The organism is Agrobacterium sp. LAD9 (assembly GCF_003031125.1).
GTDB classification, from domain to species: domain Bacteria; phylum Pseudomonadota; class Alphaproteobacteria; order Rhizobiales; family Rhizobiaceae; genus Agrobacterium; species Agrobacterium radiobacter.
Genome location: NZ_PHGS01000002.1, coordinates 193,366 through 210,041, shown reverse-complemented (window position 1 = coordinate 210,041; position 16,676 = coordinate 193,366). Strand labels below are relative to the sequence as shown.

At 59.3% G+C, this 16,676-nt stretch carries 15 protein-coding genes and 1 tRNA gene; 1 reads left to right on the top strand and 15 read right to left on the bottom strand.

The annotated features are described in order from the left end of the window. Positions 1-6 precede the first annotated feature (6 nt). Positions 7-876 carry an ornithine carbamoyltransferase gene (locus DA915_RS01775; protein WP_107675134.1) on the top strand — a complete coding sequence of 290 codons (870 nt, stop codon included), beginning with the start codon at positions 7-9 and terminating at the stop codon, positions 874-876. 16 nt (positions 877-892) lie between these two features. Here the strand turns inward: DA915_RS01775 and DA915_RS01770 are convergent, their stop codons facing one another. The 15 genes from DA915_RS01770 to DA915_RS01700 all read right to left on the bottom strand — a co-directional run bounded on the left by DA915_RS01770 (position 893) and on the right by DA915_RS01700 (position 16,600). After that, on the bottom strand, positions 893-1,621 hold the full coding sequence (locus DA915_RS01770; RefSeq protein ID WP_107674981.1) for an esterase family protein: 729 nt from the start codon (positions 1,619-1,621) through the stop codon (positions 893-895). Next, the gene (locus DA915_RS01765) at positions 1,618-2,583 is read right to left on the bottom strand and encodes an acetylxylan esterase (RefSeq protein WP_107675133.1); all 966 of its coding nucleotides are present in this window, start codon (positions 2,581-2,583) and stop codon (positions 1,618-1,620) included. The genes DA915_RS01770 and DA915_RS01765 overlap by 4 nt, the downstream gene beginning before the upstream one ends. A 124-nt stretch (positions 2,584-2,707) precedes the next feature. Continuing rightward, positions 2,708-3,634, bottom strand: a complete 927-nt coding sequence (locus DA915_RS01760) for a carbohydrate kinase (RefSeq protein WP_107674980.1) — start codon at positions 3,632-3,634, stop codon at positions 2,708-2,710. 99 nt (positions 3,635-3,733) lie between these two features. Then, the gene (locus tag DA915_RS01755) at positions 3,734-4,432 is read right to left on the bottom strand and encodes an orotate phosphoribosyltransferase (RefSeq protein ID WP_003503621.1); all 699 of its coding nucleotides are present in this window, start codon (positions 4,430-4,432) and stop codon (positions 3,734-3,736) included. 171 nt (positions 4,433-4,603) lie between these two features. After that, positions 4,604-5,641, bottom strand: coding sequence for a dihydroorotase (gene pyrC / locus DA915_RS01750; RefSeq protein WP_060727137.1), 1,038 nt, complete (start codon positions 5,639-5,641; stop codon positions 4,604-4,606). Positions 5,642-5,754: 113 nt separating this feature from the next. Then, positions 5,755-6,792: a 4-hydroxyproline epimerase gene (locus DA915_RS01745; protein ID WP_003503625.1), complete on the bottom strand. Its 1,038-nt coding sequence runs from the start codon at positions 6,790-6,792 to the stop codon at positions 5,755-5,757. Between the two features lie 127 nt (positions 6,793-6,919). Further along, positions 6,920-8,242 carry an alpha/beta hydrolase gene (locus DA915_RS01740; protein WP_003503627.1) on the bottom strand — a complete coding sequence of 441 codons (1,323 nt, stop codon included), beginning with the start codon at positions 8,240-8,242 and terminating at the stop codon, positions 6,920-6,922. A 188-nt stretch (positions 8,243-8,430) separates the two neighbouring features. Then, positions 8,431-9,927 (bottom strand): acetyl-CoA hydrolase/transferase family protein, encoded by a 1,497-nt coding sequence (locus DA915_RS01735; protein WP_107674979.1) that lies wholly within the window; start codon positions 9,925-9,927, stop codon positions 8,431-8,433. Between the two features lie 291 nt (positions 9,928-10,218). After that, entirely contained in the window at positions 10,219-11,019 is an 801-nt protein-coding gene (locus tag DA915_RS01730; protein WP_060722845.1) for a phosphodiesterase, read from the bottom strand. Positions 11,020-11,085: 66 nt separating this feature from the next. Beyond that, complete coding sequence (locus DA915_RS01725; protein ID WP_003503651.1) at positions 11,086-12,378, bottom strand: ABC transporter substrate-binding protein; 1,293 nt, start codon at positions 12,376-12,378, stop codon at positions 11,086-11,088. A gap of 42 nt (positions 12,379-12,420) precedes the next feature. Further along, positions 12,421-13,242 carry a carbohydrate ABC transporter permease gene (locus tag DA915_RS01720; RefSeq protein WP_003503652.1) on the bottom strand — a complete coding sequence of 274 codons (822 nt, stop codon included), beginning with the start codon at positions 13,240-13,242 and terminating at the stop codon, positions 12,421-12,423. Then, entirely contained in the window at positions 13,242-14,168 is a 927-nt protein-coding gene (locus tag DA915_RS01715) for a carbohydrate ABC transporter permease (RefSeq protein ID WP_003503653.1), read from the bottom strand. The genes DA915_RS01720 and DA915_RS01715 overlap by 1 nt, the downstream gene beginning before the upstream one ends. Next, positions 14,165-15,310, bottom strand: coding sequence for an ABC transporter ATP-binding protein (locus DA915_RS01710; protein WP_020811735.1), 1,146 nt, complete (start codon positions 15,308-15,310; stop codon positions 14,165-14,167). Before DA915_RS01710 ends, DA915_RS01715 begins: the two co-directional genes overlap by 4 nt. A 215-nt stretch (positions 15,311-15,525) precedes the next feature. Beyond that, a complete protein-coding gene (locus tag DA915_RS01705) occupies positions 15,526-16,338 on the bottom strand; it encodes a class I SAM-dependent methyltransferase (protein ID WP_107674978.1) in 813 nt (270 codons plus the stop codon). Positions 16,339-16,523: 185 nt separating this feature from the next. Continuing rightward, positions 16,524-16,600: transfer RNA gene (locus DA915_RS01700), tRNA-Arg, on the bottom strand. Between the last annotated feature and the right edge of the window lie 76 nt (positions 16,601-16,676).

Here is a 16,676-nt window from a genome sequence, read left to right as displayed (position 1 = left end):
GCGCATATGCCGTTGCAGCCGGGCAAGGACTTTCTGGAGTTTCACGACCTGCCTGCGGATGCGGTCTTCTCGATCATCGACCGCGCGTGCGCTCTGGCCCAGGACTGGTCAAAGGCCACGATGCCACAGACCCTCAAGGGAAAGCGCATCGGGCTGATCGTTGATGACACCGGCTGGCGCAATACCGCAGCTTTTGATCTTGGCATTCAGGCGATGGGCGGCATTTGCGTCACCGTTCCGATCAGCTTTAACGGCCGCGAAGACATTGCCGATCTGGCGGGCTATCTCGACAACTGGTTCGATCTGCTGATCGTCCGCACGAAAGAACTCTCGACCCTCCGGGCGCTTGCAGCCGAAATGCGCGCGCCTGTCATCAACGCGCGGACAAAGTCCAATCATCCATGCGAAACGCTTGGCGATTTGGCGTATGTCAAAAGCGTGAGAGGCCGGATAGACGGCCTCAAAATCGTCGGTGTGGCACCGGATGCCAATATTTTACGCTCATGGGTCGAAGCCTCGATTTCCCTGCCCATTCAGGTCACGCAGGTTTATCCCGATCAATGGCACGTCACCGATGCCGCCCTCATCAATCCGAACTTCCGGGTAAGCACTGAGATGGCAGAGTTGCTGGATGCGGATGTGGTCATTACCGATTCCTGGCCCACCGGCGCGGATCATCATCTGATGGATTATAGCATATCCGCATCCCTTCTCGACAGGATGCGGCCCGATGCGATCTTTTTGCCCTGCCCGCCAGTCGCGCGTGGTCAGGAGGTGACGACGGACGCCATGGTGCACCCGGCCTGCCAGAGCCGGGCAGCGAAGGCATTTCTCCTACATGCCCAGAATGCCCTGATGGAATTCCTGCTCGCCTGAGAGGTGAGGCCCGGCCTCAAATATAAAGCGCAGCCATCTTGCGCCACGCGCCCGCACGGTGGGCGCGGCCATCCCAGACATGCATCTGATGCCCCACCTGCTTGTCCGACAGAACCCGGCTCAGATGATGATTGTTGTCCAGAAACGGGTCGGCATCGCCGATGACGAAGACCATGTCGATGCGGCGCAGGTGATCAAGCCGCCATGGGCAGGCGAGGCCCGGCAGAAAATGGCTCGGCATGTGAAAATAAACATCGTCGTCGTAATAGCCGTCGAACAGGTCACCGAAAGATTCCACCTTCATCGTCAGATCATAACGACCGGAAAAGGCGACGAGCTTGCGAAAAAGATGCGGGTGGCGAAAGACGAGGCTGGCGGCCTGAAACGCACCGAGACTGCAGCCCTGCACGATCGTGTCACTATTCGGGTTTTTCTCGGCCATCAGCGGCAGCACTTCGTTCAGAATATACTCTTCGAAAGCGGCATGCCTGCGAATGCGATCGGCGGGATGATGCCCGGCCGCATAGAAGGTCTCTCTGGCCAGCCCCTCTATGCAATAGAGCTGAAGGTGGCCCGCCTCCAGCTTGTCGGCCAGACTGCCAACAAGGCCCAGTTCCTCATATTCGAAGAAACGCCCGTCGCGGGTGGGAAACATCAGCACCTTGGCGCCAGAATGTCCGAATATTAACAGCTCCATGTCGCGATGGAGCCTTTGACTATACCAACGGAGATATTCGCGTTTCATGGCACCTTGAAAAACCGTCTGACCTTGTCCTTATGGACCGCATCTTGCGATGCGCTGTCAGGGTAATCGAAATGCCCGGCGTCGAGGATGAAGATTTCATTAAATTTTGATTGTGGCAGAGCATTGGCCACGGCGAACTGGCAAGGTGGCGCCACTGCCGGATCGAAAAGCGCAGGCGCGACCAGCATCGGCACCTTTATGCGGGCGGCAGCACAGGCGGCATCGAACAGACGCAGCGTTTCAAGCACATTGGCATGGGTCTTCTGGTACGTCTGAACCGCATCCGCGCTGCCGACGGTGGGCAGCGTCAGCCAGAACGGCCGGTGGCCGAACGTCGGCACGACAAGATGGCCGCGATCAATGCGCTCGTCGAAAGGGATGGCCATGGCACCGATGCCGCCACCGAAACTGATGCCGCTACAACCCACCTGCCCTTCCAACCAGGGATAAAGGCTTATGAGCGTGGAAACGGCAACCCACAGATCATCGACGCAGCCGCCAATGATGTAGTCGTCTTTCCTGTCTATATTATAGAGAACATGGAGCGCCGGGTCGGACGAGATCGGCGGACAGGCGCTCAGCGAAAGCCCGCGAAAACAGGGAAACAGCACGGCTGTTTCTTCCACCGGCACGTCGAAATCAGGAGCCTCGCGACCGCCATAACCATGGCCCACAACGAGGCCGCGACGCACCTGCCCCTCGCGCGGCAGCAGCATCCACCCGCCGATACGAAAACCGCCGGTGGAGGTGTAGGTCATATCGAGGACATGCCAGCGGGGGTCGCTGAGCCTGCTCTTGCGCAGTACCGGTCGAGGATCCGTGGCGAGCGCGCGGCGATGGCGCTTTTTCCAGAAATCATCGAAGCCCGGCGGCGCCTCGGGCGGGGTGATGGCCAGCAACTGTTCACGCTGCATGCCATAGGTCGGGTCGAAATCAAAAGGATGGGACTTGGGAACGCTCATGCGATGCTTGTTTCGTGAAAAAACAGCGGACACAAGCTTCATAATAGCGAAATAACGGTTTTTTACGGCTTTAGCACCGGGAAGAGTGTTGAACCACCTTTTCAAAATGGTTCAACCAAACCCATCACAAACCGATTTCATGCGCAAAGGGTGGATTCGCGCCGGCCCGCGAGACCGTGACCGCAGCAGCCTTCGCACCTAGCGCCAAAGCCTTCCTGATCTGCTCTTCCGTCAGCGAGGCAACCTGCGTCTTGGTCAGAAGACCCTGCATTTTCAGCGAGGCGAGAATGCCGGCATCGAATGTATCGCCCGCACCGACCGTATCGACCACTTCCACCCGCTCGGAAGCCACTTCCACCTTGAAATTGGCGGAATAACCAACGGCACCCTTGGCGCCCCGGGTGACCACGACGAGTTTTGCGCCATGATGCAGCCAGTGGCGTGCAAGCGTCTCCTCGTCGCCTTCCACTCCGAACCATTCAAGGTCTTCGTCGGAGAATTTTACGATGTCAGACTTCGCCGCCATACGGAGGATGCGAGCCATATGCGCCTGCTTGTCCTTGATGAAACCAGGGCGGATATTCGGATCGAGCGAAATGACGCGGCTTTGGTGCTCGCGCACCAGCAGCGCCTCATAGGTGCTGCCGCAGGGTTCCGGAATGAGGCTGATGGCGCCGAAATGCAGCGCCTCGCAATCCGCACCAAGTGCCGGAAGATCGGCCTCGGTAATCATCCGCCCGGCGGTATTCTCGTCATAAAAGGCGTAGGTTGCGTGACCGTCTACCAGCTTGACGAAAGCGATCGTGGTCGGCCGCGAAAGCATTGCGCAATAGCTGAAATCCACATTGCTCGCCCGCAGGGTTGTCCGCAGGATATCGCCCATCATGTCGTCGGAAAGACCCGTGAAGAACGCGGACGGGACGCCGAGACGCCCCAGCGCAATCGCCGTGTTGAAGACCGCTCCGCCTGCATAGGGGGCAAAACCCGCCTCGCCCAGCGTCGTCTGCCGGGGCAGCATGTCGATCAGGGCTTCACCACAACACAGGATCATTACGGTCCTCCTCAAACAGCAAATCAAATGGACTTAAATCGATTTAGACGAAGATCGATCGGAAGGCCAGCCGCAAAACCGGGCTGGCCGCATCCGAAATCACGATTGCGGCAATTCGCTGACACCGCCGCGCTTTGCCGACCACGGCAGGGGGTTATCGAGGAAGGCCTCGACCTCGGACAGGGTCTCTTCGTCAAACAGTTTTTCAGCGCGGGCGACCGCCAGAACGTCGCGCCAGGTCGTCAGGTAATGCAGCTTGACATTGCCGTTGGCGAAGCGCGCTTCGGCCTCTTCGAAGATGCCGTAATAGAAGAGTGCGATGCCGTGGTCGACGATACCGCCCGCCGCACGGATGGCGTCGATGAAGGTGAACATCGAGCCGCCGGCCGTCGTCAGATCCTCGATGACGAGAACGCGTGCGCCTTCCGGCATATGGCCTTCGATCTGGGCGTTGCGGCCATGGCCTTTCGGCTTCTTGCGGCAATAGATCATCGGCAGGCCAAGGCGCTCGGCAAGGAAAGCCGCAAAAGGAATACCAGCCGTTTCACCGCCCGCGACACAGTCAAATTTCTCGAAACCGGCCTCGCGCATGACAGCCGCCGCCGCAAAATCCATTGCCGCCGAGCGGATGCGCGGGAAGGAGATGAGCTTGCGCATATCGATATAAACCGGGCTCTTCATGCCCGAAGCGAAGGTGTAGGGGCTTTCGGAATTGAAATGGACCGCCTTGATTTCCCACAACATCTTCGCAACCAGTTCCGCAACAACGGTGCGGTCAGTGAATGTGAAATGGTTCATAGGCGTTCTCCTTTTTCGGCCTTGGTTTATCGCTCCGAAAACCCGGATCGGTTTTCGGAAAGCACAGCGTCTCGATTCAGCATTGCAGGCATCCGCAGGCGGCACCGAAATTTATGGGTGGATGCCTGAGGACCATAACAAAACCGCCGGCAGTGCCGGCGGTCAAAAAAATCAGCTTACATCCCAATGAAGCGGGAACATCGGGTCGAATACGGTCACCGGCCCGGCGCCCGTCTCGATCTTGGCGGGAAACGACACCGGCTCCTCGCGTTTGATCAGCGTGATCGTCTCCTCGTTCGGTGCAAGACCATACCAGGCCGGGCCGTTGAGCGAAGCGAAGGCTTCCAGTTTATCGAGGGCGTTTTCATCCTCGAAGACATGGGCAAGGCAGCTCATGGTGTTGATGGAGGTGTAAATGCCGGCGCAGCCGCAGGCGCATTCCTTCAGCGGGTCCACATGCGGGGCGGAATCCGTGCCGAGGAAGAAGCGGGCGTCGCCCGAAGTCGCAGCAGCCCGCAGCGCCAGCCGGTGCTCCTCGCGCTTGGCAACGGGCAGGCAATAATAGTGCGGCTTGATACCGCCAACCAGAATGGCATTGCGGTTGATGATGAGGTGGTGCGTGGTGATCGAGCCGGCCAGATTGGCCTTGGACGACTTGATATAATCCACGCCGTCGCGGGTGGTGATGTGCTCCATCGTCACCTTGAGTTCCGGCAGACGCTGGCGCAGAGGTTCCAGAACCGTATCGATGAAGGCTTTCTCGCGGTCGAAAATATCGACTTCCGGTGTCGTTACCTCGCCATGCACGCAGAGCGGCAGGCCGATCTTCGCCATGCGCTCCAGAACCGGCATGGCCTTGTTGAAATCGCGCACACCCCCGTGGGAGTTGGTGGTCGCGCCAGCCGGATAGAGCTTTACGGCGGTGATGAGGCCGCTTTTTTTGCCCTCTTCCACGTCGTCGGCCTGCGTGTCTTCAGTCAGATAGAGGGTCATCAGCGGCTCGAAACGATCGCCCGCCGGAATGGCCCTGACAATGCGTTCGCGATAGGCGCGGGCATCGGCCGTGGTGACGACCGGGGGCACCAGGTTCGGCATGATGATGGCGCGGGCGAAATGGCGGCTCGTATCCCCGATCACCCCTTCCAGCATTGCCCCGTCACGCAGGTGCAGGTGCCAGTCATCAGGGCGGCGCAGGGTGAGCGACTTCATCGGGATACCTCGGAGCATGACGGAATTGGCGCCCGCTTAGCATCTTTTGCCGCGGGAAAACAGCCGCCAAAGTCCATCAGGCAGCTGTAAATGTCATTTTTTTGAGGCGTGGCTCAGATGTTACCCGCCTCCGGACCCCAGACATCGGTCATCGCGAAACCATCAGCCAGGGGGTCAAAGGGATCGAGACCAACCTGATGCAGACCGAAGGTGAAGCCGCGCCCGGCGATGGTTGGAATGACGGCAGGACGGCCCGCCACCTCGGTGACGGCGGAAAGGCCGACATCGAATTCCGAACCGATGATCGAGCGGGATTTATATTCATCTCCCACCTTCACCTTGCCGCGCGCATAAAGCGTGGCAAGATTGGCGGAGTTGCCGGTTCCGCAGGGCGAACGATCCGCCCGGCCCGGCCACATGGTGGTGCAGGTGCGGATGGAACCATCTGCATCCACATCCCGGAACATCACATAGGCGACGCCTGAGATGGCCGGGATTTCAGGATGGACGACCGTCATTTCGCGGTTGACCAAATCTTTCAGGATCATGCCCGCCGAGACCAGCTTCGCGGCATTGGCCTTTTCGATCGTGAGACCGATCTGGCGGACATCGACCAGCGCATAAAAAATGCCGCCATAGGAGATATCCATCGTCACCTTGCCCCATTCGGGCGTGTCGATGCTGACATCCAGCTCGTGCACGAAGGACGGCACCATGGTCAGCTTGACCTTTTCGCAGCGTCCGTCGCGGCAGGTGGCCGTGGCCTTTACCAGACCGGCCGCCGTTTCCAGAATGATGACGGTTTCCGGCTCCTGCATTTCCACCATGCCGCTTTCCAGAAGCGCCGTCGTTGCGCAGATGGAATTGGAGCCCGAGCTAGCATGCGCCTGATCCGGCTGGAGAATGACGAAAGCCGCATGCGCATCCGGATGTTTCGGCGGCAGGAGAAGATTGACCGAGCCCATGGGCGTGCCGCGCGGTTCCAGTGTCAGGAAGCGGCGCAGAGCCTCTCCCTGCGGATCCGTATTCATCCAGTGAAGCTGTTCAGCCACAGTATTGCCGGGAATTTTCGGCGCACCGCCGGTGACGACACGGCCGATTTCGCCTTCGCAATGGACATCGAGAAGCTGGAGAGTGCGTTTCCAACGCATAGGGTCTTACTCCGGAAGTTGAGCTGTTAACCGGACCATACAGATAAAAATACAAGCTGTATACAAAACTACGGGAGCGTGATGACAAAAACGCTTAGCGTTTCCGCCCCCTCTCTCGCATCGTAGTTTAGCGGTTACGGCATTCCGCCCGGTTTCGGTTGGCAGCAGCATCGCAGTTCACCCTTGACGATTGAAGCGCCTGATCGTCCACCACGGAGCCGGCCGTATCGCCCACCGATCCGACCGTGTTTTCCATGGAGCGACCCAGTCGTTCCACCTGCCTGCCATAATTTTCCCGCGTGCGCGGATCGAAGACTGCAATCGGTGCGCTGACCACCACGCTGGCCGCCGTCCCAACGGTTTGCGCAGCACCAATGCTGACAGCGCCAAGAGCTTCACCGAGACCGACGTCGGAATCCGTTACCGTCTGCCCGGCGATAAGGCGGTCACCAATCAGACGCACGACCTCGGGGCTCTCGGCAAATTTGCCATGGTTCAGTCGGTCGCCGGATTGCAGCTTGGTCAAATCCAGAACGGTGATACCGGCTTTTTCAAGCTCGCTGCGATAGGGCTCGACGGATGGATCGATCTGGCCGAGACGGTCGACATTGCCGGAAATGCGACGCGACAGGCTGAGCGCGCGGTCATCCTGCGAAACGAAAAGCGTGAATTTCGGCGGGGTTTTGCCGAGGCTTGCGAATTGCCGGCTGAATACGTCCACATCCAGATCCGGCGCCGCGAGGATGACATTGCCGATCTTCGGATCGACACGGCCATTGCGGATGGCCATCTGGCGCAGCGCCTCCACCGCAAGCCAGGTGCCCATGGAATGGGCCATGACCGTGACCTCGCCGATGGACCTGTCCTTGGCGAGGCGGGTCAGCATCTCCTCCAGCGCATCGCGCGAATAGTTGGTGCTTTCCTTGTCGTAGTTATAGTCAAAGATGCTCGCTCGCGACGGCCAGGTGAAGACGACGGGCACGACGTCAGTGCCGGAATCATGGACGATCTGCGCGAAGCGATAAACGGATTCCTCGTACCGGTTGTTGAAACCGTGAACGAAGACCAGCACGCGCCGGTCCTTCTGGATGTGTCTGCCGATCCAGCTTCTGGTCTCGGCTTCGGAGCGAATGGGCTCCACCGCCACCGTGGTGAAATCCTTCAGCGGATTGGGCGGCAGCTTCTTCGGCCATTGCACCTGCCCGACCTTGCGGTTGGCGTTGGGCGGAATGGAAACCGTCACCGCATCCACCTTCAGACCCGTTCCACGCTCGCCGCCAAAAAGCACGGCGGCGTTTTCCGATGGCGCACGGGTGGTGGCGACGAGAAGATTGACCGGCGTGGTTCCCGCCACGGTCTGCCCCGTCGGCGTCATGACCCCGATCGGACGCCCCCCGCAACCGGCGAGCAGGGCGACAATGGCGATTACGGCCACGAAGCGAATGGGCATCACATCACTCTCCTACAACCCAGAGGCAGCCGGAAAGCAGCCGGGGGAGAGGATTTTCTACCGGAGGCGGAACCGCCGCGCCAGCAACCTGACCACTAGAGCGGACAATTTCCGCCCCGGTGTGTCCAAACGGACCCAATTGTATGGCGGTTGAGCCGGCAGCGGGGGCACCGTTAAAAAACGACGACCTATTTCTGCGGGAGCATCGTGCCCCTTTCGCGCAGCGCCTCATGCCAGGATAGCGCCTCTTCAATGAGATGCGGCGTGTGCCCTCCCCGCGCCACCGCGCGCTGATAATAATCCGTCAGCGCATCACGATATTGGGGGTGCACACAGTTCGCGATGATAACCGCCGCGCGCTCGCGAGGTGCGAGACCGCGCAGATCGGCAAGCCCGGTCTCGGTGACGAGAATATCGACATCATGTTCGGTATGATCGACATGGCTGACCATGGGCACTACGCTGGAAATGGCTCCGCCCTTGGCGATCGATTTGGTGACGAAGATGGACATATAGGCGTTGCGGGCGAAATCCCCCGAGCCGCCGATGCCGTTCATCATGTGCGTTCCGCCGACATGGGTGGAATTGACGTTTCCGTAAATGTCGAATTCCAGCGCTGTGTTGATGCCGATAATGCCAAGGCGGCGGATGACTTCCGGGTGATTGCTGACCTCCTGCGGACGCAGGATCAATCTGCTCTTATAATCGGCCAATCGCGGCATCACCTGCTCGTTCATGGCGGAAGACAAGGTGATCGATGAACCCGAGGCAAAGGTTAGCTTGCCCGCATCAAACAGTTCGAAAGTCGAATCCTGCAAGACCTCCGAATACATTTTGAGGTCGTGAAACGGCGTATCGATGAAACCATGCATTACGGCATTGGCGATGGTGCCGATGCCGGCCTGAAGCGGCTGGAGTTCATGGGTCATGCGGCCGTGACGCACCTCGTTCAACAGGAACTCGGTGAGATGGCCGGCAATGGCCTTGGTCTCATCGTCAGGCGGCAGCACGGTTGAAAAACTGTCGCTCTTGTCGCTCAGAACGATGGCGGCGATCTTTTCCGGCGGCACCGGAATGAACGGCAGGCCAACACGGCTATCCGTTGCCACCACCGGAATGGGCATGCGGGTCGGGCGCCTGGCGGGAATGAAGATGTCATGCAGCCCCTCCAGCACCTCGGGCTGCGACAGGTTGATCTCGACGATGACCTTGTCGGCCAGAATGGCGAAGCTCGCGGAATTGCCGACGGAGGTGGTAGGAATGATGCCGCCTTCCGCCGTAATCGCCACCGCCTCGACAATGGCGATATCGACCCCGTGAATCTGGCCGCCGCGCAATTGTTCGACCGTTTCGGAAAGATGCTGATCGATGAACATCACCTTGCCGTCATTGATCGCCCTGCGCAAAGCCGGATCGGACTGGAACGGCATGCGGCGCGCCAGCATTCCCGCCTCGACCATGGTCTTGTCGAGATCGTTGCCCAGCGACGCACCGGTCATCAGGGTGATTTTCATGGGATGTGTCTTGGCGCGCTCGGCCAGCGCCAGCGGCACGGCCTTCGCTTCCCCGGCCCGCGTAAAGCCGCTCATGCCTACCGTCATGCCATCCTGAATGAGACTGGCGGCCTCTTCGGCGCTGACGATCCTGTTCAAGAGGGACGCGTTGCGGATACGCTTTTCAAGCATGCACTTCTCCATGATCTGTCATCACGATGGCACGGCATTTGGCTGGCCACCTCACGGCGACTATGGCGTGCAGTTTCATCGATGAAACTGACATAGATCAAGGGTGTGAACGGAACCATGGCTCTCGCGTATCAAATCCGTTCAACAAACCTCAAGTGACGCATCGGCGCGACAGGCCGCGGGGTCTTCTCACCACCGCAGCCTTGTAATCGGCAAAAGACCTCTCCCTCACCACCCGCAACAGGCGACGAGGCGGAGGTCATCTCTCTGCAACACGGAAATCTTCCGGCGTCAGGGGCCTTCGCAGACAGGAGCCTGACCGAGCACGACCTGCCCCACTTCCGCATCATAGGCACGCAGGCCAAATGCGCCGAGGCTTATGACCCGGTAACAGGGATTGCCGCCCGTCCACAGCGGATCGACAACATCGATATCGGTGATGAAACGGTGCGCGCAAGCCTGACCGGAGCTGTAAGCTATACCTTCCGCCGTCGTACCCGCCATCGGCACATGGATGTGGCCAAAAATGATGTGACGTATACCGGCTGGATGGGCGGAGAGGCGGCGCATGACAGCACCGTCATCATGCATGCCGATATGTTCGAAATGGCGGATGCCGCAATCCATCGGCGGATGGTGAATGAAAACCGTCACCGGCAGATCGCCTGCGCCTTCCAGCGCACTCTCCAGCCATGCCAGACGATCCGCGCCATACATGCCGCCTATGACATCGGCTTCGTGGCTGTCGAGAAACAGCAACCGGCCAAAATCCGTATCGATGAAGGACTGGATATAACCGTTATCGTCGCGCGGCTGCTCGGGAAAGGCGGCCACGAATTCCGGTCGACGGTCATGATTTCCGAGCATCAGCCTCACCGGCATGGAGACCGGTGTGAGGATATCGCGAAGCAGCTCATAGGCTTCCGGCTCGCCGTAATTACAAAGATCACCCGTCATGACAAGAAGATCAGCGTCGGCGTGTTTTTCGACAATATCGGCCACCGCCGCGCGCAGCTGCTTTTCCGGGTCGACGCCGTTTACAGCAATGCCGGGCGGTACGAGATGGGTGTCGGTGATCTGGATGATCTTCATAACGGCTCTTTCTGCGCAAAATGGCTGCGGGAACGGATTTCCCCGCAGCCTTTTCAGTCGTTCTGCTTATTTCAGCAGGGCGTTGGTCTGCTCGACGATCTGCTTGAGACCGGCTTCCGGCGTCACCTCACCGCGCATGACCGTGCCGATGATGTCGCGCTGCGTGCGCCAGATGCGGACGGAATCGCCACCCGGATAACCGGCCCAGGGCAGAGAACGGTCAGCCTGAAGCGAAGCAGTCTTCACATTCGGGTTCTCGACATAATAAGGAGCGAGGAAGTCCGGGCCGGTGGCCAGCTTGTTGGTCGGCAGGTAACCGGTGATGCGAACGATGGTGTTCTGCGCTTCCGGACCAGTGATCCACTTCAGGTACTTCCAGGCAGCGTCCTGCTTGGCCTTTTCCTGGGTCAGGATAACAGCCGAGTTGCCGCCGGTCGGAACGCCGCCCTTTTCCTTGTTGTCGAGCGGGAAGGTAGCCGTCTTCAGTTTGAAGCGGTCGCCGACCAGACCCTGGATCGTCTGAACGTGGGCGGGCGTCGAGAAGATGAAGCCGGTAAGGCCTGCACCGAACTGCTGGCGGGACTGATCCCAGTCGAGCAGGTTCTGGCCGCCTTCGGTGACGAACTGGCGGGTCATCTTCAGGGCGTTGAGGCCGATCTCGTTGTCGAAGCCAACGGTCTTGGCCTTCTCGTCAACGAGCTTGCCGCCCTGTTCGACGATGAGCGCCTGCCACAACCAGTCATCCGGCCAGCCGTTGATGTCGTAGCTCATGCCGGCGAACTTGGGGTCGAGAGCCTTGATCTTCTTTGCAAGAGCAATGAGCTCGGCAAAGGTCGTCGGCATCTTGTCCGGATCACCGCCAGCCTTGGTGACGAGGTCGGAGTTGATGTAGATGATCGGCGAGGAGGCGTTGACCGGCAGACCGTACTGCTTGCCGTCGATCTGGCCGAGTGCCGCCATCTTCGGGCTGTAGTTCTTGTCGAGGAAAGCCTGACCGCCTTCAGCCTGAATGAACGGGCCGAGATCGGTGATCTGGTTGCGCGGTGCAAGCGTGTGAACGAGTTCCGCCGTCAGGTTGTAACCCGAGAAATAAACGTCAGGCAGATTGCCAGTGACGGCAGAGCGCAGAACCTGCTGCTGGCCTTCGTTGTAACCGGCAGCCGGAGCGAGGAAGTTGATCTTCACATCAGGGTTCTTCTTCATGAATTCATCGGCCAGCGGCTGATGAAACTTGGTGAAGCCCGGGAGGTTGTAGAGAACGTTGAGCGTGATTTCATTGGCCAGAACCGGCTGAGCGAGGCCCGCAAAAGCCATGCCGAGAGCCAGACCGCCCATCACAGCGCGTCGGTTGAGTTTCATGTCAGTCTCCAGAGAGGTTGGTAGGAGGAAGTCTGAACGGCATCACTTGACGCCGGTCATGGTAATACCGGCGATGAAGTGCCGTCGTGCGAGGAGGAAGCACAGCACCATCGGCGCGGTAATCAGTGTGGCGCCCGCCATCAGCGCACCATAATTCGCGCCGGATTCGACATCCGCGAAAAGCATCATGCCAAGCGGCGGCGGGGCGAGATTGGTGTCGGAGACCACGATCATCGGCCAATACAGGTCGTTCCAGTGGGCAACGAGCGAGAAGATCGAGAAGGCGGCGAGCGAAGGCAGCGACCCGCGAAGGACCAGTCCCCAGCAAATCTCCATTTCCGAGAACCCGTCCATGCGGGCAGCCTCAATGATTTCATTCGGATAGCTGCGGAAGGACTGGTTGAACAGGAAGATGGCGAAGACCGAAAGGAAGAACGGCATCATCATCGCGAAATAGGTATTCAGAAGTTCCGTCTTGGCCAGACCGACGAAAAGCGGCAATGCAAGTGCCTGAATGGGAACGCAGAGCGCCGCAATAACGAGGCCCAGCAGCAGCTTGCGGCCCGGGAACCGGAGCTTTGCCAGCGCATAGGCAGCCGGAACCGATGTCAGCACCTGCACGACGAGAATGCCGACGCAGACAATGACGCCATTCAGCATGAAACGCGCCATCGGCACCTGACCCGCCGCCCGGGCGTAGTTATCGACAGCGTCGAATTTTTGCGGGATCGGCCAGAGCGAGACATCGAAGATTTCCGCCGGCGAGCGGATCGAGGTCAACACCATCCAGTAGAACGGCAGGAGCATCACGAAAGCGCCCAGCGCAAGCACGAGATGCGGGAAATATTTGCGCAATGCGGCCATCAGTAATGCACCTTCCGGTCCATGTGCAGCGTCTGGCCGATAGACAGGACCAGCACGATCGCGAGGAAGATAATCGTCAGCGCGGCGGCATAACCGGTGTTGGAATATTCGAAACCTTCGAGATAAAGATCGAACAGCAGGGTTTCCGATCCGAAACGGCCTTTGGTCAGCACAGCCACCGTCTCGAACACCTTGAAGGCCGAAATGGAGGTGGTGACCACCACGAACATGGTCGTCGGCCCAAGCATCGGCCAGGTCACGGTCAGAAACCGGTCGACCGGGTTCTTGGCGCCATCCAGCCGCGCCGCCTCGTGCAGATCCTTCGAAATGGCCGTGAGGCCGGCAAGGAACAGCACCATGTTGAATCCGAGGATCTGCCAGACGCCCATCAGCGCCATGGTGGGAATGAGGAGGACGGGATTGGAGAGGAAGGCGACCGGTTCGAGACCAAGCCATTTGATCGCCGCATTCACCGGACCAAGCGAAGGGTGCAGCAGGAACTGCCACACGGTCGCCATGGCGACGAGTGTTGCGGTGACGGGGAGAAAATAAGCCACTTCCCAGAAAGCGCGGCTGCGCTTGCGGTTATATACGAGCAAAGCCACGCCGAGCGCCAGAAAGACGCCGAAGGGAATGACGATGAGCGCATAGATGGCGGTGTTGGCCAGGGCGCGCAGAAAAACCGGATCCTGAAACGCCTTGACGAAGTTTCCAAGACCGACAAAGCGGGTGGAGAGCGAACCCAGCTGGTAATCGGTGACGGAAAAACCGGCCAGAACGAGCATCGGAACAATATAGATTGCCAGAAGCAGCAGGCTTGCGGGGGCTGCGAACATCAGGCCGCGCCAGATCATCCGCCGGTCCGCCTTCGACAGCCGCGGGCGAGCCTTCGCCCGTGCAGCCGAGGAGAAATCAACCGCCGTCATGCCGGCACCCGTTCGCGCACCGTCACCTTGCGACGCAGGCCATCGGCCGCGAAGAGATGCGCGCGTTCCGGCGCAAAGCCGAGATTCATGACGCCATTCGCATCGGCACCCAGCGCCTCGCCCGCGACTTGACGCAGGGTGATGGCGACGGTCTCGTCGCTCAGCAGGCGGCAGCTCACGAAACGATCGGCGCCGTGGGTTTCACTGCGCACCACGCGCACGGCAAAACCTTCTTCGCCCGGGCGCAGGTCTTCGGCACGAAGGCCGAGCGTCGCCGGGCCGGCATCACGGCCGGCACCTTCAATAGCAAGATCGCGTCCAAAAGCCGTGATCTTGCCCTGCGCATCGATTTCGACCGGCAGCAGGTTGATCGATGGCGTGCCGATAAAACGCGCGACCGTCAGCGTCGCGGGCTTGCGGTAAAGCTCGTCCGGCGTGCCCAGCTGCTCGATGCGGCCTTCCGACATCAGGGCGATACGGTCGGACATGGTCATGGCTTCGATCTGGTCATGGGTGACGTAGATGAAGGTTGCCCCAAGCCGGCGGTGCAGGCCCGCCAGTTCCTCACGCATATGGGCGCGAAGTTTCGCATCGAGGTTGGAAAGCGGCTCGTCCATCAGGAAGGCTGCAGGCGAACGCACCAGCGCCCGGGCGAGCGCCACACGCTGACGCTGGCCGCCGGAAAGCTGCGCCGGCTTGCGATCCAGCAGATGCGCGATCTGCAGCGTCTCGGCCGCCTGTTCAACGGCGGCATCGATCTGCTTCAATGTTTCAGCAGGCGCTGCAAAACGTCCGATCAGTGGCAGGCGAGCAGCGAAAGGCAGGCGCCGCATCCTGAGCGGCGTCGCGATGTTCTGGCGCACGCTCATATGCGGATAAAGGGCGTAAGACTGGAAAACCATCGCCAGATTGCGATCGCTCGGATCAACCTCTGTCACATCCTGCTCGCCGATCGAAACCGAACCGCGATCCGGCGTTTCCAGGCCCGCAATGATACGCAACAGCGTGGACTTGCCGCAGCCCGACATACCAACGAGGGACAAAAACTCGCCTGGGCGGATTGAGAGATCGATTTCTTTCAGAACATCATCGGCCCCGAAGCCTTTGCCGATGCCCGAAAGTTCAAGTGATTGTGGCGTCATTCTGCGCTCCTTTTCTGGAGCGCATATGCTTTTATTGTATGACAATATGACGAAGGTTCGGGGAAAGTTCGATGACACTCGAAAGCCCGGAAATGTCGGGTGATCGGAAAACCTTGCTGTGTAGGCCTCTACCTAAAACCACTAATATTGGGGGATATTTCCGAATATTCCCGGTGCTTGTTTATAGACTGAGAAACCAGCCTTGAGACACCGATTTATACGGCGGCGAGAATCACATGCGCCTGAATTTTGGCGGCAACCTCACCGCCGCCATGGCGCGCTTCAATGGCCGCGGCGACGTAGTCTGTCGCGGCATCCAGCTTCCCCGGAGCCCTTGCCTCGATCTCCGTCCGCAGAACAGTTCCCTGACAATAAGCGACAGCTGGAATACGCGGCGAAGAGGCGCGGCCTTGCGCCGCCACCGTCTCGATCGTCACGCGCGAAAACCCGGCATCCTCCAGTTCACGGCGGATCACGGCCACATCATGATAACCATGCGGGGTACGGGCCATGAAGCGCGGCGGATCATCGGGGAACAGGCGTGCCAAGGCGTTCGTCACATCATTCGCGAAGTGGTTTTCCTCTATGCGATCCCAGACGTTGAATAAATAATGCCCACCGGGCTTCAGCACCCGCTTTGCCTCTCGATAGGCCGACGGGCGATCACCGAAAAACATCGCACCGAACTGGCAGAAGACGAGGTCGAAAACCGTGTTTTCAAAAGGCAGGGTCTGGGCGTCCGCCTGTTGCCATCTTATGCGGTGATCCGGTGCTTGCTGCGACGCGGCAAAATCGAGCATAGGCTGATTGAGATCGGTCACCACATAGTTTGCGGCAGGCAATAATCGGGGAGCCAGTTCGCGCGTGACGGCACCGGTTCCCGCAGCAATCTCCAGAATATCAATCGGCATCAAAGCCGCCGCCCGTCGCGCCAGATCAGTGGCGAACGGCGCAAAAATCAACGGCACCATATAGCGGTCGTAATTTTCCGGAATCGAACCTGCAAATACCTTGTCCGCTTCCAACATGGCTTTCACCCCGGGCCATCTGATGACCGGATGATTTTAACATATATTCGGAAGGTTCGGAATTCGTTCGGTCCTGCCGGGTGTCGCAGCAGCCGAAGCATCTGGCGGAACGAACTCGCCGTTTCAAGCCACATGGCAAGCGAGAAACATCGCGTGTTTCAGGACCTGTTTTTTAGGAAAGGAAATGGCGCACCCGAAGAGATTCGAACTCCTGACCCCCAGATTCGTAGTCTGGTGCTCTATCCAGCTGAGCTACGGGTGCGTGCCGTTCCGGTCGTTTCCGGTGGCGTGGCGATCCTCTAAAACGTCCTCATTCCGAATGCAAGCGATTTCGTTTG

Coding starts and splice junctions, on each gene's coding strand:
- DA915_RS01770 (WP_107674981.1), bottom strand. CDS start 1,621: ATGAAACGCGAATATCTCCGTTGGTATAGTCAAAGGCTCCATCGCGAC.
- DA915_RS01775 (WP_107675134.1), top strand. CDS start 7: ATGCCGTTGCAGCCGGGCAAGGACTTTCTGGAGTTTCACGACCTGCCT.
- pyrC (WP_060727137.1), bottom strand. CDS start 5,641: ATGAAGTCGCTCACCCTGCGCCGCCCTGATGACTGGCACCTGCACCTG.
- DA915_RS01745 (WP_003503625.1), bottom strand. CDS start 6,792: ATGCGTTGGAAACGCACTCTCCAGCTTCTCGATGTCCATTGCGAAGGC.
- DA915_RS01715 (WP_003503653.1), bottom strand. CDS start 14,168: ATGACGGCGGTTGATTTCTCCTCGGCTGCACGGGCGAAGGCTCGCCCG.
- DA915_RS01710 (WP_020811735.1), bottom strand. CDS start 15,310: ATGACGCCACAATCACTTGAACTTTCGGGCATCGGCAAAGGCTTCGGG.
- DA915_RS01725 (WP_003503651.1), bottom strand. CDS start 12,378: ATGAAACTCAACCGACGCGCTGTGATGGGCGGTCTGGCTCTCGGCATG.
- DA915_RS01760 (WP_107674980.1), bottom strand. CDS start 3,634: ATGATCCTGTGTTGTGGTGAAGCCCTGATCGACATGCTGCCCCGGCAG.
- DA915_RS01765 (WP_107675133.1), bottom strand. CDS start 2,583: ATGAGCGTTCCCAAGTCCCATCCTTTTGATTTCGACCCGACCTATGGC.
- DA915_RS01705 (WP_107674978.1), bottom strand. CDS start 16,338: ATGTTGGAAGCGGACAAGGTATTTGCAGGTTCGATTCCGGAAAATTAC.
- DA915_RS01755 (WP_003503621.1), bottom strand. CDS start 4,432: ATGAACCATTTCACATTCACTGACCGCACCGTTGTTGCGGAACTGGTT.
- DA915_RS01730 (WP_060722845.1), bottom strand. CDS start 11,019: ATGAAGATCATCCAGATCACCGACACCCATCTCGTACCGCCCGGCATT.
- DA915_RS01740 (WP_003503627.1), bottom strand. CDS start 8,242: ATGCCCATTCGCTTCGTGGCCGTAATCGCCATTGTCGCCCTGCTCGCC.
- DA915_RS01720 (WP_003503652.1), bottom strand. CDS start 13,242: ATGGCCGCATTGCGCAAATATTTCCCGCATCTCGTGCTTGCGCTGGGC.
- DA915_RS01735 (WP_107674979.1), bottom strand. CDS start 9,927: ATGCTTGAAAAGCGTATCCGCAACGCGTCCCTCTTGAACAGGATCGTC.